Annotated in this window: 32 protein-coding genes; 11 read left to right on the top strand and 21 right to left on the bottom strand. The window is 64.3% G+C overall.

The annotated features are described in order from the left end of the window. Positions 1–40: 40 nt before the first annotated feature. The 20 genes from EJI00_RS03180 to EJI00_RS03090 form a co-directional block, all read right to left on the bottom strand. The gene (locus EJI00_RS03180; RefSeq protein ID WP_126746013.1) at positions 41–1,186 is read right to left on the bottom strand and encodes a tyrosine-type recombinase/integrase; all 1,146 of its coding nucleotides are present in this window, start codon (positions 1,184–1,186) and stop codon (positions 41–43) included. A 2-nt stretch (positions 1,187–1,188) separates the two neighbouring features. After that, on the bottom strand, positions 1,189–1,407 hold the full coding sequence (locus EJI00_RS03175; protein WP_126746012.1) for a DUF4224 domain-containing protein: 219 nt from the start codon (positions 1,405–1,407) through the stop codon (positions 1,189–1,191). 226 nt (positions 1,408–1,633) lie between these two features. Then, positions 1,634–1,930, bottom strand: a complete 297-nt coding sequence (locus EJI00_RS03170) for a hypothetical protein (protein WP_126746011.1) — start codon at positions 1,928–1,930, stop codon at positions 1,634–1,636. Further along, on the bottom strand, positions 1,927–2,205 hold the full coding sequence (locus EJI00_RS03165; protein WP_126746010.1) for a hypothetical protein: 279 nt from the start codon (positions 2,203–2,205) through the stop codon (positions 1,927–1,929). Before EJI00_RS03165 ends, EJI00_RS03170 begins: the two co-directional genes overlap by 4 nt. Then, the gene (locus tag EJI00_RS03160; RefSeq protein ID WP_126746009.1) at positions 2,202–2,621 is read right to left on the bottom strand and encodes a hypothetical protein; all 420 of its coding nucleotides are present in this window, start codon (positions 2,619–2,621) and stop codon (positions 2,202–2,204) included. Before EJI00_RS03160 ends, EJI00_RS03165 begins: the two co-directional genes overlap by 4 nt. Continuing rightward, positions 2,622–4,322, bottom strand: coding sequence for a hypothetical protein (locus EJI00_RS03155; RefSeq protein ID WP_126746008.1), 1,701 nt, complete (start codon positions 4,320–4,322; stop codon positions 2,622–2,624). Beyond that, positions 4,315–4,575 (bottom strand): hypothetical protein, encoded by a 261-nt coding sequence (locus EJI00_RS03150; protein WP_126746007.1) that lies wholly within the window; start codon positions 4,573–4,575, stop codon positions 4,315–4,317. Before EJI00_RS03150 ends, EJI00_RS03155 begins: the two co-directional genes overlap by 8 nt. Then, positions 4,572–4,883 (bottom strand): hypothetical protein, encoded by a 312-nt coding sequence (locus EJI00_RS03145; RefSeq protein ID WP_126746006.1) that lies wholly within the window; start codon positions 4,881–4,883, stop codon positions 4,572–4,574. Before EJI00_RS03145 ends, EJI00_RS03150 begins: the two co-directional genes overlap by 4 nt. Positions 4,884–4,960: 77 nt before the next feature. Next, complete coding sequence (locus EJI00_RS03140; RefSeq protein ID WP_126746005.1) at positions 4,961–5,641, bottom strand: hypothetical protein; 681 nt, start codon at positions 5,639–5,641, stop codon at positions 4,961–4,963. Positions 5,642–5,672: 31 nt separating this feature from the next. Continuing rightward, positions 5,673–6,215, bottom strand: a complete 543-nt coding sequence (locus tag EJI00_RS03135; RefSeq protein WP_126746004.1) for a hypothetical protein — start codon at positions 6,213–6,215, stop codon at positions 5,673–5,675. Positions 6,216–6,345: 130 nt separating this feature from the next. Then, entirely contained in the window at positions 6,346–7,206 is an 861-nt protein-coding gene (locus EJI00_RS03130; protein WP_126746003.1) for a hypothetical protein, read from the bottom strand. Positions 7,207–7,215: 9 nt separating this feature from the next. Beyond that, entirely contained in the window at positions 7,216–7,836 is a 621-nt protein-coding gene (locus EJI00_RS03125; RefSeq protein ID WP_126746002.1) for a hypothetical protein, read from the bottom strand. Continuing rightward, complete coding sequence (locus EJI00_RS03120; protein ID WP_126746001.1) at positions 7,836–8,840, bottom strand: hypothetical protein; 1,005 nt, start codon at positions 8,838–8,840, stop codon at positions 7,836–7,838. The genes EJI00_RS03125 and EJI00_RS03120 overlap by 1 nt, the downstream gene beginning before the upstream one ends. A 31-nt stretch (positions 8,841–8,871) precedes the next feature. After that, complete coding sequence (locus EJI00_RS03115) at positions 8,872–9,060, bottom strand: hypothetical protein (RefSeq protein ID WP_126746000.1); 189 nt, start codon at positions 9,058–9,060, stop codon at positions 8,872–8,874. Beyond that, a complete protein-coding gene (locus tag EJI00_RS25010) occupies positions 9,057–9,230 on the bottom strand; it encodes a hypothetical protein (protein ID WP_185868048.1) in 174 nt (57 codons plus the stop codon). Before EJI00_RS25010 ends, EJI00_RS03115 begins: the two co-directional genes overlap by 4 nt. A 112-nt stretch (positions 9,231–9,342) precedes the next feature. Then, a complete protein-coding gene (locus EJI00_RS03110) occupies positions 9,343–9,612 on the bottom strand; it encodes a hypothetical protein (RefSeq protein WP_126745999.1) in 270 nt (89 codons plus the stop codon). Next, positions 9,609–10,004 (bottom strand): hypothetical protein, encoded by a 396-nt coding sequence (locus EJI00_RS03105; protein WP_126745998.1) that lies wholly within the window; start codon positions 10,002–10,004, stop codon positions 9,609–9,611. Before EJI00_RS03105 ends, EJI00_RS03110 begins: the two co-directional genes overlap by 4 nt. Positions 10,005–10,169: 165 nt before the next feature. Then, on the bottom strand, positions 10,170–10,397 hold the full coding sequence (locus tag EJI00_RS03100; protein ID WP_126745997.1) for a hypothetical protein: 228 nt from the start codon (positions 10,395–10,397) through the stop codon (positions 10,170–10,172). A 50-nt stretch (positions 10,398–10,447) separates the two neighbouring features. Then, positions 10,448–10,861 (bottom strand): hypothetical protein, encoded by a 414-nt coding sequence (locus EJI00_RS03095; protein WP_126745996.1) that lies wholly within the window; start codon positions 10,859–10,861, stop codon positions 10,448–10,450. A gap of 174 nt (positions 10,862–11,035) precedes the next feature. Then, positions 11,036–11,572, bottom strand: coding sequence for a helix-turn-helix transcriptional regulator (locus tag EJI00_RS03090; RefSeq protein ID WP_126745995.1), 537 nt, complete (start codon positions 11,570–11,572; stop codon positions 11,036–11,038). Here EJI00_RS03090 and EJI00_RS03085 point away from each other — a divergent pair. Further along, positions 11,571–11,822 carry a transcriptional regulator gene (locus EJI00_RS03085; protein WP_126745994.1) on the top strand — a complete coding sequence of 84 codons (252 nt, stop codon included), beginning with the start codon at positions 11,571–11,573 and terminating at the stop codon, positions 11,820–11,822. The genes EJI00_RS03090 and EJI00_RS03085 overlap by 2 nt on opposite strands. 3 nt (positions 11,823–11,825) lie before the next feature. After that, entirely contained in the window at positions 11,826–12,050 is a 225-nt protein-coding gene (locus EJI00_RS03080) for a hypothetical protein (protein WP_126745993.1), read from the top strand. 383 nt (positions 12,051–12,433) lie between these two features. On the opposite strand, the gene EJI00_RS03075 is transcribed toward EJI00_RS03080, so the two are convergent. Then, the gene (locus tag EJI00_RS03075) at positions 12,434–12,652 is read right to left on the bottom strand and encodes a hypothetical protein (RefSeq protein WP_126745992.1); all 219 of its coding nucleotides are present in this window, start codon (positions 12,650–12,652) and stop codon (positions 12,434–12,436) included. A 285-nt stretch (positions 12,653–12,937) separates the two neighbouring features. Here EJI00_RS03075 and EJI00_RS03070 point away from each other — a divergent pair, with 285 nt between their 5' ends. Genes EJI00_RS03070 through EJI00_RS03035 form a run of 9 tightly spaced genes read left to right on the top strand, consistent with a single transcriptional unit; the run spans position 12,938 to position 17,611 of the window. Continuing rightward, positions 12,938–13,306: a hypothetical protein gene (locus EJI00_RS03070; RefSeq protein WP_126745991.1), complete on the top strand. Its 369-nt coding sequence runs from the start codon at positions 12,938–12,940 to the stop codon at positions 13,304–13,306. Beyond that, positions 13,303–14,328: a DUF1376 domain-containing protein gene (locus EJI00_RS03065; RefSeq protein WP_126745990.1), complete on the top strand. Its 1,026-nt coding sequence runs from the start codon at positions 13,303–13,305 to the stop codon at positions 14,326–14,328. Before EJI00_RS03070 ends, EJI00_RS03065 begins: the two co-directional genes overlap by 4 nt. Further along, complete coding sequence (locus tag EJI00_RS03060; RefSeq protein WP_126745989.1) at positions 14,303–14,809, top strand: hypothetical protein; 507 nt, start codon at positions 14,303–14,305, stop codon at positions 14,807–14,809. The genes EJI00_RS03065 and EJI00_RS03060 overlap by 26 nt, the downstream gene beginning before the upstream one ends. Further along, on the top strand, positions 14,806–15,243 hold the full coding sequence (locus EJI00_RS03055) for a hypothetical protein (protein ID WP_126745988.1): 438 nt from the start codon (positions 14,806–14,808) through the stop codon (positions 15,241–15,243). The genes EJI00_RS03060 and EJI00_RS03055 overlap by 4 nt, the downstream gene beginning before the upstream one ends. After that, positions 15,240–15,767, top strand: a complete 528-nt coding sequence (locus EJI00_RS03050; RefSeq protein ID WP_126745987.1) for a hypothetical protein — start codon at positions 15,240–15,242, stop codon at positions 15,765–15,767. Before EJI00_RS03055 ends, EJI00_RS03050 begins: the two co-directional genes overlap by 4 nt. Beyond that, entirely contained in the window at positions 15,764–16,219 is a 456-nt protein-coding gene (locus EJI00_RS03045; protein WP_126745986.1) for a RusA family crossover junction endodeoxyribonuclease, read from the top strand. Before EJI00_RS03050 ends, EJI00_RS03045 begins: the two co-directional genes overlap by 4 nt. Continuing rightward, the gene (locus EJI00_RS03040) at positions 16,216–16,890 is read left to right on the top strand and encodes a site-specific DNA-methyltransferase (protein ID WP_260590435.1); all 675 of its coding nucleotides are present in this window, start codon (positions 16,216–16,218) and stop codon (positions 16,888–16,890) included. Before EJI00_RS03045 ends, EJI00_RS03040 begins: the two co-directional genes overlap by 4 nt. Continuing rightward, complete coding sequence (locus tag EJI00_RS25005; RefSeq protein WP_185868047.1) at positions 16,887–17,063, top strand: hypothetical protein; 177 nt, start codon at positions 16,887–16,889, stop codon at positions 17,061–17,063. The genes EJI00_RS03040 and EJI00_RS25005 overlap by 4 nt, the downstream gene beginning before the upstream one ends. Beyond that, entirely contained in the window at positions 17,060–17,611 is a 552-nt protein-coding gene (locus EJI00_RS03035; protein WP_126745985.1) for a hypothetical protein, read from the top strand. Before EJI00_RS25005 ends, EJI00_RS03035 begins: the two co-directional genes overlap by 4 nt. Positions 17,612–17,645 lie beyond the last annotated feature (34 nt).

The following is a 17,645-nucleotide window of genomic DNA, read 5'->3' as shown; positions in this document are numbered from 1 at the left end:
ATTGAGCGTTTTGCGGAACACACTTCCGCAAACCTGCAATTCATCGAAGCGGGCGCACCTTCTTTCCGACCTTGTGGCGGATGTAGTTGGCGGTCATGCTTTCGGTCGTGTGGCCGAGCAGTGACTGTGCATCACGTGTGCCGCGCTCGTCATCAATATCCGTCGCCGCCTTTGCGCGCAGATCGCGGAATTGAAACTCAGCCTTGGGCACATTGGCCGCGGCCCGCGCATCGTCGAAGCGGTCGCGCAGCATGGCCTTCGTCAGCGCCTTGCCTTCTTCGTTGACCAGCAGCGCCATGGCGTAGACCTTGGTCTCCTTTTCGATTTCCCGCTTGTACGCGCGGATTTCGAGGATCAGGTCGGCCAGCAGCCCCTCGACCACGATGCGCAGTTTCTCCTTTGTCTTGCCCTGGCGCAGGCTCAGGATGCCGCCTGGCACGTCACCCTCGATGCTCTTCTCGCTCACGCGCAGCACGTCGGCAGGGCGCTGCCCGATGATGTCGGCCAGGCGCAGCGCGAACTCGAGCGGCTTGCCGGAATGGGCAACAACTCGCTGCACCATGGCTGCGTCCGGCGCGACATCGCGGCCCTCCTCGTGGAAGCCATCGACGCCCGCGCAAGGGTTCGGCAGTTTCGTCAGGCCGTTCTCGCGGCAGTAGTTCCAGATGTGCGAGAACAGCGCCTTTTCGCGGTTGGCGCGCACGTGGCCCACGTTGGCGGCGATGGGTTGCGCCGGCCGGCCGGCCTTGCGCCGCTCTTCATTCTTGGCCTCGGCGAGCTCGCGCGCGGCCTTCAGGCGCCATTTCTTGTACTGGCCGATGTGCAGTGGCTCGATGCTGTCGAGCGGGGCAGGCGGGTCGCCGAAGAACTTGAGCAGCCAGCCCAGTTCCTTCTCGTTGTCCTGCTGGGTGCGCGCGGCTTTCTTGGGGAGCACGTCCTTGCGGTAGCCGTCGACGTTGCCGTAGCCGTCGAGCGCATCAACGAAGGTAGGGGGCGCCTTGACCACGGGGGCCGGCTTGCTGGTGAGCTCGGCCCATTTGCCGACGGCGGCCACGTAGTCGCTGCCCAACGGGATCTCGCGCCGCGGCTTCTCGCCGGTGTCCAGGTAGTAAAAGATCAGCTTGCCGCGCGGGCGCGCGCGCATGCCCTTTGGCAGGTTCACCCACCGGCTCGGCTTTCTTCCCATGGTCAGGCTCCAACGACGCGGGGCACCCAGCCGCGCACCGGCTGCGCTTCTTGCGCCGGCACCGGCCGCCCCTCGATGGCCGAGCGCGTCACCACCGGATGACCGGTAGCACTTTTGCGGAATGGTATCCCCTCGGACTGCAACCATCTGATCTGCTTGGACTTCCAGGTAAAGCCCGTGAGCACAATGAGTTCCTCGTCGGAGAGAAATAGCGCGCTCATGATTCCTTGCCCTCTCCATCGGGCACGGGGGTGGCAGGCCGTTTTGTGTGAGCTGGCATGTAGGTGTGGTCGAAAGGTTGGCCGGCCCGTGGTCCAGTGAGAATCGGCTGGTGGATGGCCATGTGTTCGGCCCAGCCGCAGATTCGGCACGGGTTGACCACGTCGCGCTTCGGTGCGGTCGGTGACGCTTTCCGGTAAGTCCGCCCGGCATTTCCGCGTGTTGGCTTCATGCCCCGCCCCCAGTGCCCCTAATGGCAGCGGCACAGGCTGCGCGCGTTGCAGCCGCGTCGCCGAGTTGGCAGTAGTAGCTGTTCGGCCCGCTGACATCGACCACATCGGTGTCTTCGCACAAGACGGCGGCTCGTTCCGTGGCTGCGCGCCATGCGTCCCGCAAGAGGGCCTCAACCCATGGGCGGTGCACTTCAAATTCAGGCAGCCATTCAGGCATCGCGTTCAAATGCGCCTGAAAAGCATCGTTGGGCTCCGGCATCAGCGCCTCAAGATCAGCGTGCAGTTTGGTCATGATGGATCTCCTGAGCCGCGGCGCAGTGCCTCGCGGATAGAGTAAGCGGCAGGCTTTGGCCAGACCGTGCTACGGCGCTCCAACTCTTCCAGAGCTTGCACAAGCTGCTCCTGCATCGCATAGCGCTTCTCGCGCTCCTGCTGGGCCTCTTTCTGCAGTCGCTTGACCTCGAGCCGCAGCTCTTTGATCTTCTCGGTGACAGCGTTGTTGACGGTCTGCATGTGCTGCCACATCGCATCCGTGAATTCGTCGCCCGATGGTTGTGATGAAGTCATGCTCCCCCCTGATTAGCCGCTGCTCGTGCCGCGTCGATTGCGGCGCGCAGGTCGGTGATTTCTTTCTCTTCACCGTACATCGGACAGATTTCGACTACCCGAATGTGGCGCCTGTAGACTGGGCCCGGGAGGCCGTGGCCTTGTATCCGCTCGAATGTTCGCCAGCGAGCCGCATCTACCTTCAGTCTTACAATCTCCGCATCCTTCTCCGCCTCCTTGGAAAGGAGAGAGGCTTGGGCGTCGGTGAGGCGGACCATGGGCATGCTGATGCAGCCGGCATCGCTGCCGTCCGGATCGCTCGGGTATACCGGGTCTTGGCAAACGCAGTCGTCGCCATCCCAGACTGGCTGACCGTCCTTGGTGGCACGAAGGTACGCAACGACCTCCAGGGCATCGGGCTTTTGGGCGGTGGTCATTTATGCGGCCTCCTTGTCGCCAGGCAGAGCGGTGGTTCGCGCGGTCTTGAGGGCGGCGAACCCACAGACTCGCTCGATGCTCACGCCGCCGATTTCGAACGTGATGGAGAACGCGCCTCCGTTGGCGCCCATGTTTTCCTCGTGCTGGGCGAAGTCATCCCTGATCGTCAGGAGCAACTCATCGTCCTCTTTGCCGAGCCATTCCCGAATCAGGAAGCGACGGACACCCTCCCAGTCCGGGACTAACTCGGCGCTGGGCAGTTCCGTTTCTCCCCATGCACGGCACAGGAAGGCGTCAAAGGCTTCTCCCGCCGCTTCCGAAGCTGGCGCAGGTGCAACCGCAGGAGCCGCGGCGAGCATTGCGTCGAGCATGCGTTGCGGAAGACCGTCTAGTCCTGATGCGCGTTGGAGTACCTTGATGGCTGCGACGTGCATGTCTTCGGTGACGGCCATGGCCACGGTGGTGGGCTGGGTGAGGGCGGCGCGATCCGCCAACGCTTTCTTGAAACCCCAGAACCAGCCCTGCGCAAATATCGATCCCTTGTTCGGCGCCATCGCGTGAATTTCCGCATCGCTCGGGGCGGCCGGTATCGCGGCGGGAGGGGTGGCTGGTGCAAGGTCAGCAGCGATCAATCGCAGCACGTACTCGGCATCTTCGGCTTCAATGACACTGCAATTCTTGTAGGTGAGGATCGGGCGCCCTGCGGAGTGATCGATTGCCCAGTCGCCCGCAGTGGTGACCGTCTGCGCCTTGGCCTTCCAGGCTTCGCACTCCAAAACAAGATGGGCGATTCGGTCACTCAGCCAGCGCTTCTCGCCTTCGAGCTTGCTCAGCGGCGATTCCGGGCCGTCCGCGTCCTTGGTTCCCGACAGCCCCGCCTGCGGGGTGGCTGGTGCTTCCTCGCGCGATGCGGGGATAGTTCGCACATCCAATTCATGCGCCTCAGCGTAGTGGCCCAAAAACTCTGAACCGTCCTGCTCGCCCGCAGCGATAGCGGCACCGGGTGCGGCGAGGGCGTCAAGGTGCCGTAATGCGTTGGTGATCTTGTGCGTGTAGCCGCGCGCATGTGAGCCCACGGGGCCGACGCGCCGCTCCAAGCTGCTAACGGTTTCCATGATGCGATGCGCACCTTGAAGCGTTGCCTTCACTTCGTCGTAATGCTCAGAACGCGCCACCACCCCGGCCTGCGGCTGCATGGTCTGAGAGAGGGCGTTAGCTGCAGCGTCTAGGCGCCGCAGCAACGGGCCGTAAACGGGATTGTCCAAGGGTGCGAGCCATTCCCCGGCAACTTTTTGGGGCGCATCATTGCAGATGCGGTGCCGCGCATCGCGGAGCAGCGCCAACAGTTCTGCATCGCTCGGCGCTGCTGGCATCACAGCGGGAGGGGTGGCGTAGAGGCCGTGTTCGCCGGGCGGGAGGACGAATAGCCCTTCTTCCCAGTCGATCAGCTCAGCGTGACGTTCTCCGTTCTGCATCCAAATTCGCACACGGGCTGCCACCGGCTCTGCCCCTGCCTGCTTACTGGTGGAGAGTGATGCGCGGTCAGCCTCGTAGGCGAGCGCTTCCTTGGCGATCCGGACAATGGCCTTCAATGCCTTGCCGTCCGACAGGGTGTTTTTTGGCTCTTCAAGGATGCGCTCCAGAGATGCACGCATCGCTGCGCGCTCATCCAAGCAGCCACGGTTCAGTTCTTCAGTCATATTGAACCTCTTCGATAAAGCGCCGAGCAAGCGTCACGAGTCCTTTTTTCGTGTAGCCACGGTCGATAACCCGCGTGACTTCGTAGCCGTTCTGAATCAGCGACAGCGATGTGTTCTTCTCTTCGGAGTAGACCGACACGTAGCCGAGGGGCGTGCGCACGTAGCCTGTGATGTAGCGGTATTCGTCAGTCTTCGTTTCGGTCAGGCCGTAGCCGTCCGCGCCATGAACCCTGTAGGCGTTTTGGCGGCTCACGATGGCTCCCCCGTAGCGGCAGTAGCGGCGATGGCTGCGGGTGTGTCGGTGAGCACGCGCAGGTACACGTCATGCGGCCTGCCGAAAGACATGGTGTTGCCGTAGGGCTCATCCGTCTCCTTGCCGAGCCATGGGCACTTGGCCTCACAGCAGACCCACAGCGGGCCGAAGTGGTCGTCGTTGATCGCGCCGGCCATGCTGAGCTTTCCGCAGTCGCCGAAGCAATGCTTCTGGATCAGCGGTTCCTGCGTCTTCTCCATCGCGATCAGGCCCCAGACCTTTGTCGGCTCGCCGTCTGCTGCCCACATGCTGCACGCTGACCGCCTTTCGCTGCCGGGCGCGCAACTGCACCGCTCGCCTGCATTGCAATGTCCGGCGCTCATAGTCAGTCCTTGTCCGCGGTGCCAACGAACGCCGATTCCGGCGTCTGCTCGCCGGGTCCGTCGCCAGGAAACGGCCATGCGCCCTCGGGCTCCCCGCTGGTGGCCGCCTTAGGCTTCTTGCCGCGGCGCGCGGCCGGTGGCGGCGCCGGTTCGTCTTCGATGTCGCTCTGCTCGACATCCGGCAGCGCGATCAGCAGCTGCACGTCGCGCGACTTGAACGTCGCGATCTTCCCGAACTCGGCCTCGCTCACGTCATTGATTTCGCACTTCCACTGCCAGGTGGTCGTGCCGCCTTCCTTGGGCGTGATGTGCAGCGCGTCGACCTTCACATCGCCGAGCACGATGTTCGACTTGCCGCCGAGCCCAAAGTCGAAGGTCAGCGTGCAGCCGGTCTGCTCACCAAGCCACGAGAAACGGCCGATCTTCTGGCCGATCTGCGTCAGGTTGGGCAGGTCGCTCACGGGCTCCACGCCGTCGAGCGCCTTCTGGGCATCGCCGCCGGCCTGCTTGGTGTACAGCATGCCGCGCAGGAAGCCGTCCAGCATCGTGAGGGCGCTGTTCGGCAGCTCGGCGGTGAAGGCCAGGGCCACGCCGGGATTGCTGTCTGGCGGCCGGTTCTTCATCGAGAGGATGTCGATGTCGACCAGCTTGCACTTGGTCGCGGTGGGCAGTTCGAAGTTCATGGGTCAGGGCTCCGGTGGTTGAGGGAAGGGGTTAGTAGGGCTTCTGGACCTGGCCCTGGTCCTGCAGGCTCTTCACGCGAAAGAGGTCGTTCAGCATCTGGTCCATGACCGTGCCCATCTGGTTGCGCAGGCCGTCCTTGAGGTGGCCGGCGATGTTGATGGCGTGCTTCTTCATTTCCTCTGAAAAGTTCTCGGCGCAGATCTGCGTCATCAAGAACTCCGCGCGGGTGGTGTGCGTGTAGCTGCTGTCCGTGGGCTTTCCCGATCGGGGGTCAACACGATCCGACCAGTAGCCACTGACCAGCTTGTCCAGCTGCTTGCGAATGCTGGTCTTCTCACCCTCGGGCTGCCCCCAGCTGTTGACGCGCTGGTACTCAAGGTCGAAGCCGTTCTTCACCGCAGCGTCGACGGCGTCTTGCAGCTGTTGCTCGGCGCGAGCAACGAAGATTGCATCGACTCTGCGCTTCACCTCCGCTTGGATGAGTCCGCTCAGATCGTCGTCTTGGCTCAAGATTTCGTCGGCCGCCTGCTTGACGATGGCAGCTTTGACGTCTTCTTCATTGATGTTCAGCATTTCGGATCTCCGATGTGGGTGTGGAAAAGAGTTGCGATTGACGAATAAAAAAGGGCGAGGCTTTCGCCGCTGGCCGGAATAGGAGGGGAGGAGGGAGACGAACAGCCGGCCAGGCACGCCCGGAAAGTGGTTAGGCCGCGCGCACCGATAGCGCGCTCTCGGCCAGGACGGTGACGCCCGGGTACAGCACGCCGGCCTTCTTGAAGGCGCGGGCCTGCTGGCCCAGAAAGGTGGTGTTCGCCTGAACGGCCTCGATGGGCGCCTTGCCCTCGGCGATGGCCTGCACGAGCAGCTGCAGGCTCTCGACCTGCGCGGTATAGGTCATGCGACCCGAGACACCGGCAACGCGCGGCACCAGCGCAATCGAGGGTGGTGCAACGGTCACAACAGAGGCTTCCTGTGCCATGGTGCTGGCCAGGGCCTGCGCCGTTTCGGCAGCCGCGGCATTGGCTTCGGCCTGCTGCTGCAGTTCCTCGGCCTTCTTGGCATCGCCGGCGGCGGCCGCGGCGGCGGCTTCACGCGCCTGGCGCTCGGCGGCTTGCTGGGCCTCCAGTGCCTTGGCGGCCGCGGCGCGCTCTGCAGCCTCCAGGCGCTGGCGCTCTTCGCGGGCAACGCGCTCACGCTCGGCGCGCTCGGCAGCGGCAATGCGCTCCTGCTCGTTTTTCCAGCGGTTGAGCGCCTTGCGCATGGCGCTGTCGGCCTGCTCGATCGCATCCTCGGCCGGCTTGAACCACGCCAGGGCGTTCTTCCATGCCTTGTGGATCGGCCCGGCCACGTCGCTGCGCGCCTGCTCGATCTGCTTCTTCAGCGTGGCAATCTGCACCAGCCGCTCGCCGGCCAGCTCGGCCATGGCGGGCGAGTCCACCTCATAGTCGGCGGCCTCGATGCGCATGGTGTTGGCGCGCTGTACGAAGATCGGCAGCATGGTCGCGTCGAAGGCGACGGCGCCCTTCAGGGTGGCGGGAACGGTTTCGGTCGCGGTATCGGTCATGGTGGGCTTTCAGAACTGCGGTTTGATGGAATGCCGGCTGCACCACGTGCGCAGCGCCAGCAGGGCGGAGAACGTTGCAAAGTCGTCTGCATCGCGGTATTCCTTGCAGACGTAGGAGCCGTCGCCCTTGAGCTGCACGGCATAGCGGCGCTGGCTGGCGCCGTTGAGTGGGTCGTCGGCACGGGCGTAGGCGGCCAACTGCGGGCCCACCGACGGGTAAAGGTTGGTGCTGGTCTTGATGTCGACGACGGCCGCGTGGCGGCGGTGCTCGGGCTCACCTGGTGCGACCAATGTGCCCTTGCGGTCCAGCGTGCCGGCGTAGCGAAGCGTCGGGTGGTACACGCGCTGCTCGATCAGCTTCCACTGCACGCGCCACTCGGCGCAGAACTTGCGCCATGCATCGACGTAGGGCAGCAGCGCCGGGTCAACGTCGTAGTGCTGCAGGTCTTCGCCGGTGTCGACCAGCTCGCACACGTAGTGCACGGCGGTGCCGAACTTCGAAGCCCGGCGCATCACATCCGGATCCACGGCTGCGAAGTCGCTGAGCGGTGCCAGGATCGTGGTCACGCCCGGCACCGGCTTGCCGTCCCAGTAGTAGCGATGCGCCTCGGCGTCGAAGGTCAGCAACATCACGCAGCCTTCGGCAGGAGGTCTTTGATTGCCACGAAGCCGTCGGCGGTCAGGCCTTCAAGCGTCGTCGGGTCCATCGGGCCGACGCCGGCCTGCTCGATCAGCTCGGCCATGTTCAGGTCGTTTGACTTCGCGCGGTTGATCAGCAGCTTCTTCTCGCCGGCACTGGCAAGGATGGTGTTGCCGAGGGTCTGCGGCTTCTTGGTGGCGGTGGCGGCTTGCTTGTCCTGCTGCGCGGCGGCGGCCTGAGCGTCGGCGCCGGCGGCCGGGTTGTCGGCGTCGAGGGGGGCGTCGTCCGAAGCCGGGATTCCGGCATCGGCCGCGGGCGTGATCTCGCCGGATTCGTTGTCGATCACGTCGGCGGGGATCGGCGCAGCGCGGCGGCGCACCGGCGCAACGTCAGGCTTCCCGGCCGGCTCGACCAGCGCGCCCGTCTCGTTGTCGAAGGTGTCGCGCAGCTCGTCGTCGGTCTGCAGGCCCATCGAGATTTCGGGTGCATAGACGCGCACGAAGAATGCCGCGGCGCGGTACTGCAGCATCAGCTCGGGCATGGTCTTCCACTTGCTGCCCGACTTCGTGCTCCAGCCCTCGGCCTTCGCCATGTCGAGCGTGACGGTGGAACCCACCAAGCGCTCGCCGGTGGCCTTCTCGACGGCCCACGCGCGGCAGCCGTATGGCACCTTGCTGCCGTCGAGGTCGAATTCGTAGCGCAACGCCGAGAAGCGGCCCGACTGGTTGAAGCACGCGATCAGGAACTTCGACGACCAGCCGGGATTGCCGTGCACGATGTACAGGTTCTGCATCACCATGAGCGGCGAGGCCTGCATACGGTTGGCCATTTCCAGCGCAACGATGCAGTTCGCCACGTTGTCGCGGTATTGCTGCGGCACGAGCGTCGACGCGGCGAAGGCCTTGCCGATGCGGTTGGCGAGTTCGAAGCCTTCGACGCTGGCGAAGCTGGGCGCCAGGCTGGTGTTGGAGGTGGCGAGTTCAGTAGAGGACATGGGTTCTTTCGGGGTGGTGGTCAGAAAGGGATCAGCGGAAATAGAGGTGCACAGCCACCGCGACGAGCAGCGGCACCAAGGGAAGAAGGAACGGCATCCAGCTGTTCGCGCGCTTGATGTCGTGGCGCTCGTCGGCCTCGGCGATTTCCTCGTTCGTGGGCATGACGAAGGGTTTTTGCTCGGCCCAATGGCCGGGGCGCGTGCGGTGCACGGTGTTCATGGCTTGCCTTTCAGCAGCGGTCCCTGCGCGCGGATGCGCTCGAAGGTCTTGCGGATGTCGGTGGCTGCGGCCGGCACGTAGACGAACCGCGGATCCATCAGGCCGCCGATGGGGGCGGGCGTGGGTGCTGCGACAGAGCGCAAGCGGCGCGGGGTGCTGGCGCGGCTCATGCGAACAGCCCCGGTGCGTCGGTGCCGAACACGAGGCGGTCGAGCATCCAGACCAGGCCCGCGGCGATCAGGAAGGCGAGCAGGTAGCCGGCCATGGTTTCGAGGGCGGCGGTCATGATTGCGCCGCCTTCGCTTCGCGCAGGGCCTTCTGCTCGGCCTGGTGCCGTTCGATACCTGCGAGCAGGGCAATCGCGTCGTTCTTGTGGTCCGCGCACGCGCGGCCGCATTCGTCGTCGCCACGGAACCAGTTCACTTCCACGTCGACACGGAAGCGCGCGGGCTGGTCGCAGGCGCTGCATTTGGGCGCAGCCTTCGGCGGCAGCTTGTCCCATTTTTGCTGTCGGCTCGTGCGGCCGACACGGGGGTAGGACTTGCTGCTCATGCGGCACCGCCCTTCACGCGCGGCTGCGGTACCGCGAAGCCCTGCGGAGCCACCGAGCGCCAGATCGCGCCCGACGGGTCGAGGTCGGCCTGCATTTCCCACAGCCGCGCGAAGTGGCGCGCGCCGTCGGCGTAGTCCTGGCCAGCGGCCATTTCGTAGCGCCATTCGCGATCCGTGGTTTCCTTCAGCGCGGCGATGTACTCGACGATGCGATCGGCGCGCGCAGCTTCGTTCAGGAAGTTCTGCTCGGCAGCCGGAGACGCGAACGGCGAGCGCTGGCGAAAGTTGCGGCCTTCGCGCCAACCATGCGTGTCGACGAGCTCGAGATCGGCTACGAGCTCCTGCTTGTGAAGCTGGCGGCGCGTCGGTGCGCTATAGAGGCTCTTTTGCATGTCCATCTCCTGTTGGGATGGACGTAGATTAGCGGTGCTAAACGAACATGTCAATAGCAAAGCTAAACATTTGAACGCTAGGCGGTTGCGCGCCTGCGGCGAGCGCAAAAAAACCCGCTCGTGGCGGGCTTAGGGGATCGTCAAGTACTGCGTTCTGGTGCAGGGTCAGGGGTCGTAGTTGCTCCGCTGCTTGGCCCTACGCGAAGCGTCGGTCAAACGATCAAGAACTTCGCGGTCGGAAGCGTTCAAGCTGATTTCCTGAAGCTGACGAATGGCCCCTCCGAATTCTTCCTGATGGCGATCCAACTGATCCTGCATCCGGCGAATGTCGTTGTGCTGCGACTTAATAATCGCAAATACGAAGATGCCGCCAATTAAAAAAAGAAATTCCATCGATTGGGAGTTGATCTGCTACGGCATCATGGAAAAAAGGCGGCCACAATCTATTGCCGTGCTGCGGATCCGGGCATGACTGCATTCTGGGCGGCGGCCATCTCGGTCAGGATCTGCTCACGCGTCATATCGACGTTGCGCAGCTTCCATCGAAACTCCTTCACAGCTTGCGGCATCCCCGCGGCCTTCGATTTCTGGTAGATCATCATGCCCACAGAGATCGCAACGGTAAACCAACTGAAGAGTATTGCAGCCAGCCCGAAAATTGCCGCCAGAAGTGCTGAGATGAAGCGCCACGCACCCCCGGCTTGATCGCCGACCGGCACCGGTTCCCCGGAGACCCAGCTGAGGCGCATCCCGACTTTTGCCAGGTTGCGTGACAGTTGCGAATTTGCATTGGCGACGGCCATCATGGTGCTGTAGACCCATAAGATGAAGGCGGCAAAAATGCCCAGTTCGTACATTGCTTCTCCTCTTTCGTTATGGCGTCAATAGCTGGCCGCCTTGTATCAATTTGAGAAAAACTGGAGCCCGAGGCGCCGGATCAGGGTTGCGCCGATGGCCTACATCGGAAACTTTCGCTAACAATCTCAGATGATCTTTGTAAGGTCCTGCGGCAACTTCAGCCATCGCGGGGCTTAAGGGCCGTCCGTGCCCGTGAGCTGCGTTCTTTCCCCCGACAATTTGCGCGCGATGATGGGGATCTGATCCTCAGCGTTCGCCGCAGGGTTTTTCACAAGCAGATCAAGTAGTTCCAGCACGTTGAGCCGGACCGTCATCGGCGCATGGCTGCACGCATCAGCGAGCACCTGAAGAGCCGTTTCAAGAGGCGGGGATGGTGCGGGGACTTCGCCGAGTTTGATATCGCTGGCGCTGGCAACCATCGCGGCTAGGCGCGGGCTAATCTCAGCCAACGTGCATCCAAGAGCTTTGGCGTAGGCGATGCCGGCCTCTAGGCTGATCGGCCGGTTGCCGCTGATATTTTGACTGAGCATCGAAGGACCGCCTGGGATCTTGTGGGCGCGCGCGAACTCGGCCTTGTTCCTGCCTGCAAGTCGCCGCCCCAGCGCTTCACCTTCGCTCTTCGCATCGCTCATCTTGCAAGCGATGCTAATTGTGCTGAGATTTAGCATGGCTTGCCATTTGTGGTTAGCAGTGCTAAATTGCGGCGCCATGAACTCCATCCGCAAAGCCTGTGAGGTGCTGGGCAGCCAAACAGCTCTCGCCAAAGCCCTCGAAGTGACCCCGGCCGCTGTGAATCAGTGGATTTCCGGCGCGAGGCCGATCCCTGCCGAGAAGTGTCCAGCCATCGAGCGTGCAACAAAGGGACAAGTTCGCTGCGAAGACCTGCGCCCCGATGTGGCGTGGGACGTTCTGCGCATGCAGGCCGGAATCGAGCCCGCGCAGGCCGAGCAGGGGGCGTGAACCGTGCTCCCGAAAACCCAGATCCCGTGGCGTCGCCGATCGAAGGCGGCGGCAGATTGCGCCTTCGCTGCCTTCGCTACCGAGGCTGCCGAAGCACTGCTGATCGCCGACGCAAGGATCCACGCACTTGAAGCGTGGGCTTGGGGGCGCCGCGGCAATGCGCCGCAGAACCTGCAGCGCTGGCTCGACGCCCGCATCACGGCCATTGAGGCCGAGCAGGGGGCGTGAGATGCGCAGCACCCGGAAGAAGGGCCCGCGCACCCCTGCGCTGATCCGGGCACGCCGCGCCGGGAGCGTCGAAGAGATGTATCGCGCGACACAGGCTGCTGTGAGCGTGGGTGCGATCCTCAACGCGAGCTGGGCGAACGGCATCGCGCTGCTCAACAGCGGCTTCGACCCCCGCGGCGCCGCGGCGGATGCTATTACTCGCGCAGCCGGTTTTCGCGAGCCACCCGAGCCGGAACCCACCGCCCAAATCGCTCCGACGAAACCGCTTGCACCAACTGGCGGCGCAGCCCGGCCCATATCCGTCACGACGCTCCCGGATGGCAGCGCGCGCATCGAGATTGGGGGGCTGATCGTCGCTGTGGATGCCGACGAAGCTGCCGCTCTCAGAGCGTGTCTTTGGCTGCGTGTTCGTCGAGGTTGCGAATGATCTTGCCCAGTACCTCGTGCATGCGGCGCATGGTCTTTTCCGACATGTGCAGTTCGCTGAACGCATTGCCCGTTGCTGAGCTCTGCGTGACATTCACGACGGCAATGACCCGCGTCATCCCGGCTTCGTACGAAGCTGCCGCGGCTGTCTCGATGTCGATGCTGAACGACTTCATTTCGTCCGCCCCGTGCGGGGTCCAAGTTGTGGTGACCTGGATTCTGCCCCGCACGGGGGGGGCACCCGCCGCAGTCGCCGCCCAGCTCCCCGCTGATAACCAGCGCGCTCAGTGCGGCGAGCGCCACCACAACGACAACGTTCTCCACGCACAGCTCACGCCTAGCGAGGAGGAGCGTGCTGAGCGCATCGAGGTCGGCGTCATGAGTTTGTTTCATGCCCTAGATGCTCTTTTTATTTGCCTTCCCAAGGTCCTCAACAGCTCTCAACCTTGTTGCGTGACAACGTGAACCAACTCTCTCTTCCCCATGAACTGCGCCCCGAAGAGGTGGCTCGCAAGCAGTCGCTCGGCGCCGCCATCGAGCTGTGCGCGGAGGTCGGTGGCTATGCCCTGGACAAGCACCTGCAGATCGAGTTGGGCGTCGACAAGGCTCAGTTCTCCCGCTGGCAGTCCGGCACCGAGGGCGTGCAGTGGCCCAAATTCGTGGCGCTCATGGACAAGTGCGGCAACGACGCACCGGTTCTATGGATGCTCCACCAGCGCGGGTACGACCTGCACAGCGTACGCCGGCGCGAAACGGAAACCGAGCGCGAGAACCGCATGCTGCGTGAAGAGATCACCGCGCTGCGGCGCGTGCTGGGGACTCCGGCATGACGGAACCCCTCGTTCCCATCGAATGCGACCTGCGCGATTTCCCCTACCTGCCGGTCGACGTGCAGCGCCTGCTGACCTCCGAGACATGGGTGCTGGGTAAGGGCGACGAGCGCTCCGCGGCCATGGCGCTCTGGCTGCAGAGCTGGCATCAGGTGCCGGCCGCAAGCCTCCCCGACAACGACCGCATGCTCGGCCACCTGGCCCAGGTCGCAAACTGGAAGCGCGTCAAGCCGCAGGCGCTGCGCGGCTGGGTGCTGTGCACCGATGGGCGCTTGTATCACCCCGTCGTCGCCGAGAAGGCGCTCGAGGCCTGGGTCGAGAAGCTGGTCAACAGCTTTTCAGGCTCCATCGGCAACGCTTCGCGTTGGGGTATCGAGGTCGACACGGCCACCACGCACGGGCAAATCCTGTTCGCGCTGCAGTGCCTGCGCAACCTCGCGCCGCAATCCAAGGTGTTCAAGAAAAAGGCCGTCGCAAAGATCGTGGCGGGATCGCCCCCCGAATCGCCCCCCGATAACGCGGGGGGATCGCCCCCCGATGACGAAAAGCATCGCCCCCCGATCGCAAGAGAAGAGAAGAGAAGAGAAGGGATTAATAAAGCGACCGCCCCGCGCACGGACGCGCGAGACCTCGACCTCGATCCGGGGAAACCCTCGGCCGGCGAAGCCTGCAAGGCCATGAAGCGCGCCGGCATGGCGGATGCCAACCCCGGCCACCCGGAGCTGCTGGCGCTGCTCGACGCGGGGATCACGGTCGACGAACTCGCTTCGGCCGCTGCCGACACCGCGGCCAGCGGCAAGGGCTTCGTGTACGCGCTGCGCACCGCTGCCGGACGCCGGCGAGACGCCGCGAAGGTGGGCGCACTGCCCGGCGCAGCACCCGGCAGGCCACCGGCGACCGAGCCCGAATGGCGCCGAGAGCAGCGCGAGCGCGTGCAGCAGGCCGCCCCATACGCCGCGGCTCGCCGCGACACCACCCAACCGCAGGAGGTCTTCGATGCGCTCCCCCCCGCCACTCGCTGATGAGGCAGTCGACCGGCTGTTCTCGGCCCTCGTGCTGCGCTACGGCACACCGTTCCTCGACCGCTGGCGTGATCTGGACCTGGCTGTCGTGAAACACGATTGGGCGCTGGAGCTGGCGTGCTTCGCCGGCAATCTGCAGGCCCTTCGCTTCGGTCTTGACCACCTGCCCGAGAAGCCGCCGACCGTGATGGATTTCAAACGGTTGTGCCATGCCATGCCGGCGACGGTCGAGGCCGTCCGCTACAGCGGCAACGTGCGCAGCCCGACGACCGCAGAACGCGAGGCCATGCGCGAGTTGTCGGCCCGCATCAAGGCCGGTTCGATCTTCGCCAAGCCTGGCCGCCAGTGGGCTGCCGACCTCATCCGCGACGACAGCGCCGGATGGAGAAACGGCCACACCTTCCGCGCTACCCCCGCGTCGCTGGCCATGGCTCGCGATGCGCTGCGCGAACCGCTGTCCTTCGAGGAGACACAGCCATGAACGCCCCTCAAATCCGGGAGCAAAACCGGAAGCTGACGACCCACAACATGCAGGTGCTGGCCATGCTGCTCGAGCGCGGCCTCATCACCTGCAAGATCGTTCAGCGCGAGCTCGACTTGAGCCCGAAGTACTCGCGCAACATCGTCTGCCGCCTGGTGCGTCAGAAGCTCGCCGAACAGGTTACCGCCAAGGGTTACCAGATATCGGCCACTTACCGCATCACGCCCGCCGGCCGCGCCCGCGTGCAGGCCGCGCAGTTGGTCGGAGCTGAACCCGGCGACCTGGCCGAGGACGATGCCGACGAACTGGCCGAGCGCGCTGTCGCCCGGGCTCGCATCGAGAGCAACCTGGCTCATGCCCGGGTTTCGGTGCCGAACAGCGTGTTTGCGCTCGGGAATTCCCTTTCAAAACCCTACGTTGGAGCATCGGCATGAGCTACACCCCGCGTCCCGGCTCGGTTCCTTTTCGCGTCATCTCGTTCCTGATGCGAAACGAGGGCGAAGAGCTCACCCGCAAGGACATAGCCACGAAGTTCGATTGCGACGGCGCTTCGCTCGACACGGTGCTCGGCGAGGCCATGCGCACCGGACTGCTCGAGCGCTATCGCACCGACGAGGGGATGGCCTGGAAACTCGGGACGCGCCGCATCACGCTTCCCCAGGATATCGAACCGACATGCACGAACCTCCCTGCGTCACCGTTCCGTGTGTCCGTCGATGTCGATCCGACTGCCATCAAGGTGCGAAAAGGCGTGCCGCTAAAGACCGCCACCGAGCAGCGGCAGGAGGCTTTCGACAAGCTGTTTGCGACCTTCGAGGTGGGCGACAGCGCAGAATTTCAGGCCGACTGGTTCGATGAACTCACGCTGCAGGTGAAGCGCTACAGCCGAGGGAAGGGCGTCAAATTTTCGGTGATGCGGCTGACCGAAAGCCTGGCAGGCATGGAGCGCCGCGCATGATCACACTCACCCTCCCGTATCCGATCAGCGCGAATCGCTACTGGCGCACGGCGGTGCGCGGCACCTTCGTGAGCACCTACGTGTCGAAGGAAGCCCAGGACTTCAAGGAGCAAGTCGGATGGCTGTGCAAGGCGGCCGGCATCCGCGCGCCGCTGGTCGGCCGCGTGGCCATCGAGGTGCAGCTGTACCCGAACCGGCCGCAGGACTTCAAGACGCGCATGCGCAAGCTCGGCGCGGCCTGGGATGACACGGTGCAGTGTCTCGACATCGACAACGCCAACAAGGTGCTGCTCGACTCGCTCAAGGGCATAGCCATCGAGGATGACAAGTGGGTGCGCCGGCTGTCGTCTGAGCGCATGGAGCCCGACGAGCACGGTGCGCGCGTGGTGGTGCGCATCGAGCAGCTGGCGGTGCCTGTGGTGCAGGGCGACCTGCTGGGGGCGGTGGCGTGAGAGTCGAAACCATCGGCGACGCAACCCTGTACCTCGGGGATTGCATGGAGATCCTGCCCACGCTGGCCAAGGTGGATGCGGTCATCACCGATCCGCCGTATGGCATCGGCGCGAGCGCAGGCACGGGAAAGTACGGCCGCCAGAAGATTGAGGCCACTGCCGACCTGCGCTGGGATGAAGCCGTACCCCCCCCCAGCGATCTCGCGCTCGTGCTGGCTGCGGGCGATCGCGCTGTGCTGTTCGGTGGCAATTACTTCGAGCTGCGACCCACCCGCAACTACTTGATTTGGGACAAGGGCGCCGGCTTCAAGGGGCGCGACTTCGCCGAGTGCGAACTGGCTTGGTGCTCGTGGGATGGAAATGCCCGCGTCTTGACGTACGACCCTTTGGCGCGGGGCGACTACCGCGAAAAGGTGCACCCCACCCAAAAGCCGGTGGCGGTCATGGCGTGGGCCATTCAGCACGCCGGGCACGCCCCTGTGATCTTGGACCCCTACATGGGCTCGGGCACTACAGGCGTTGCCGCGCTCCAACTCGGGCGCTCGTTCATCGGTATCGAACGCGAAGCCAAGTATTTCGACAGCGCCTGCAAGCGCATAGAGCAGGCAGCGAATCAGGGGCAGTTGTTCGAGCCGGCGGCGCCGAAGCCGCAGCAGGAGGCATTGCTGTGACCTGCGCCAACTGCCAGCACTGGCGCCTCGTCGGCTCGCTCGGCCAAGCCGGCTTCGGCCAGTGCGCCGTGCGGCACGAGCAGCTGCGCACCGCCATCACCACGCCGGCGCAGAGCGTGTGCCGGCTGGGGAAGTTCGCCGCCGCGGCCGTGCCGCAAGGGTCCCTGCTGTGAATTCCCTCATCCTGACGCGCCCGGATGCACCCGTAAAGCGGGTGTCGCTGACCACCGACCGCGTGCTTCAGCTCATCGCTGAAATCCATGCTGCTGGCCGCGCTGCCTCGCGCCAGACGGTGGCCGACCTCCTCGAGGTTCCGGTGGGCAAGGTGGACGAGCATACGAAGAAGCTCATCGAGTCCGGCGCCATCCGTCGCGTCATGCCTGGGGTCTTTGAGCCGGTGGAAAGCATGCCGCCAGCCCGGGCAGTCTCGGTGACGCGCATTCAGGGCGGCTGGGTGAAGATTGAGGTGGGCGACGACATGCTGACCATCACGCTCGAAGAGGAGCGCATGCTCGCCATGTCGGTGAAAGGCGCTGCTGAGCAGTTCCATGCCATGGTGACAGGCCGCGACCTGGCCGACCAGATTGCCGATTTGCGCCGGCGCGACCATGAACAGGCCGAGCGCGCGGCCACAGATAAAGCTCGCATCTCTGCGCTGGAGGAGCAGCTCAGGGTTTTTATGAGCGTTCCGAAGCAACTGCGCATAGACGACCCCCGGTAGGGTTTCCAGTATCCAAGCCGCCCGGTAACCATCC

This window comes from Variovorax sp. DXTD-1 (assembly GCF_003984625.1).
GTDB lineage: Bacteria > Pseudomonadota > Gammaproteobacteria > Burkholderiales > Burkholderiaceae_C > Variovorax.
Note: the sequence above shows the minus strand (reverse complement) of the source record. Positions and strands in the feature narration are given on the sequence as shown.

Excerpts from the sequence above, each read along its gene's own strand:
- EJI00_RS03180 (WP_126746013.1), bottom strand. The coding sequence starts at position 1,186 with ATGGGAAGAAAGCCGAGCCGGTGGGTGAACCTGCCAAAGGGCATGCGC.
- EJI00_RS03175 (WP_126746012.1), bottom strand. The coding sequence starts at position 1,407 with ATGAGCGCGCTATTTCTCTCCGACGAGGAACTCATTGTGCTCACGGGC.
- EJI00_RS03170 (WP_126746011.1), bottom strand. The coding sequence starts at position 1,930 with ATGACCAAACTGCACGCTGATCTTGAGGCGCTGATGCCGGAGCCCAAC.
- EJI00_RS03165 (WP_126746010.1), bottom strand. The coding sequence starts at position 2,205 with ATGACTTCATCACAACCATCGGGCGACGAATTCACGGATGCGATGTGG.
- EJI00_RS03160 (WP_126746009.1), bottom strand. The coding sequence starts at position 2,621 with ATGACCACCGCCCAAAAGCCCGATGCCCTGGAGGTCGTTGCGTACCTT.
- EJI00_RS03155 (WP_126746008.1), bottom strand. The coding sequence starts at position 4,322 with ATGACTGAAGAACTGAACCGTGGCTGCTTGGATGAGCGCGCAGCGATG.
- EJI00_RS03145 (WP_126746006.1), bottom strand. The coding sequence starts at position 4,883 with ATGTGGGCAGCAGACGGCGAGCCGACAAAGGTCTGGGGCCTGATCGCG.
- EJI00_RS03140 (WP_126746005.1), bottom strand. The coding sequence starts at position 5,641 with ATGAACTTCGAACTGCCCACCGCGACCAAGTGCAAGCTGGTCGACATC.
- EJI00_RS03135 (WP_126746004.1), bottom strand. The coding sequence starts at position 6,215 with ATGCTGAACATCAATGAAGAAGACGTCAAAGCTGCCATCGTCAAGCAG.
- EJI00_RS03130 (WP_126746003.1), bottom strand. The coding sequence starts at position 7,206 with ATGACCGATACCGCGACCGAAACCGTTCCCGCCACCCTGAAGGGCGCC.
- EJI00_RS03125 (WP_126746002.1), bottom strand. The coding sequence starts at position 7,836 with ATGTTGCTGACCTTCGACGCCGAGGCGCATCGCTACTACTGGGACGGC.
- EJI00_RS03120 (WP_126746001.1), bottom strand. The coding sequence starts at position 8,840 with ATGTCCTCTACTGAACTCGCCACCTCCAACACCAGCCTGGCGCCCAGC.
- EJI00_RS03115 (WP_126746000.1), bottom strand. The coding sequence starts at position 9,060 with ATGAACACCGTGCACCGCACGCGCCCCGGCCATTGGGCCGAGCAAAAA.
- EJI00_RS25010 (WP_185868048.1), bottom strand. The coding sequence starts at position 9,230 with ATGAGCCGCGCCAGCACCCCGCGCCGCTTGCGCTCTGTCGCAGCACCC.
- EJI00_RS03110 (WP_126745999.1), bottom strand. The coding sequence starts at position 9,612 with ATGAGCAGCAAGTCCTACCCCCGTGTCGGCCGCACGAGCCGACAGCAA.
- EJI00_RS03105 (WP_126745998.1), bottom strand. The coding sequence starts at position 10,004 with ATGCAAAAGAGCCTCTATAGCGCACCGACGCGCCGCCAGCTTCACAAG.
- EJI00_RS03100 (WP_126745997.1), bottom strand. The coding sequence starts at position 10,397 with ATGGAATTTCTTTTTTTAATTGGCGGCATCTTCGTATTTGCGATTATT.
- EJI00_RS03095 (WP_126745996.1), bottom strand. The coding sequence starts at position 10,861 with ATGTACGAACTGGGCATTTTTGCCGCCTTCATCTTATGGGTCTACAGC.
- EJI00_RS03085 (WP_126745994.1), top strand. The coding sequence starts at position 11,571 with ATGAACTCCATCCGCAAAGCCTGTGAGGTGCTGGGCAGCCAAACAGCT.
- EJI00_RS03090 (WP_126745995.1), bottom strand. The coding sequence starts at position 11,572 with ATGGCGCCGCAATTTAGCACTGCTAACCACAAATGGCAAGCCATGCTA.
- EJI00_RS03075 (WP_126745992.1), bottom strand. The coding sequence starts at position 12,652 with ATGAAGTCGTTCAGCATCGACATCGAGACAGCCGCGGCAGCTTCGTAC.
- EJI00_RS03065 (WP_126745990.1), top strand. The coding sequence starts at position 13,303 with ATGACGGAACCCCTCGTTCCCATCGAATGCGACCTGCGCGATTTCCCC.
- EJI00_RS03060 (WP_126745989.1), top strand. The coding sequence starts at position 14,303 with ATGCGCTCCCCCCCGCCACTCGCTGATGAGGCAGTCGACCGGCTGTTC.
- EJI00_RS03055 (WP_126745988.1), top strand. The coding sequence starts at position 14,806 with ATGAACGCCCCTCAAATCCGGGAGCAAAACCGGAAGCTGACGACCCAC.
- EJI00_RS03050 (WP_126745987.1), top strand. The coding sequence starts at position 15,240 with ATGAGCTACACCCCGCGTCCCGGCTCGGTTCCTTTTCGCGTCATCTCG.
- EJI00_RS03045 (WP_126745986.1), top strand. The coding sequence starts at position 15,764 with ATGATCACACTCACCCTCCCGTATCCGATCAGCGCGAATCGCTACTGG.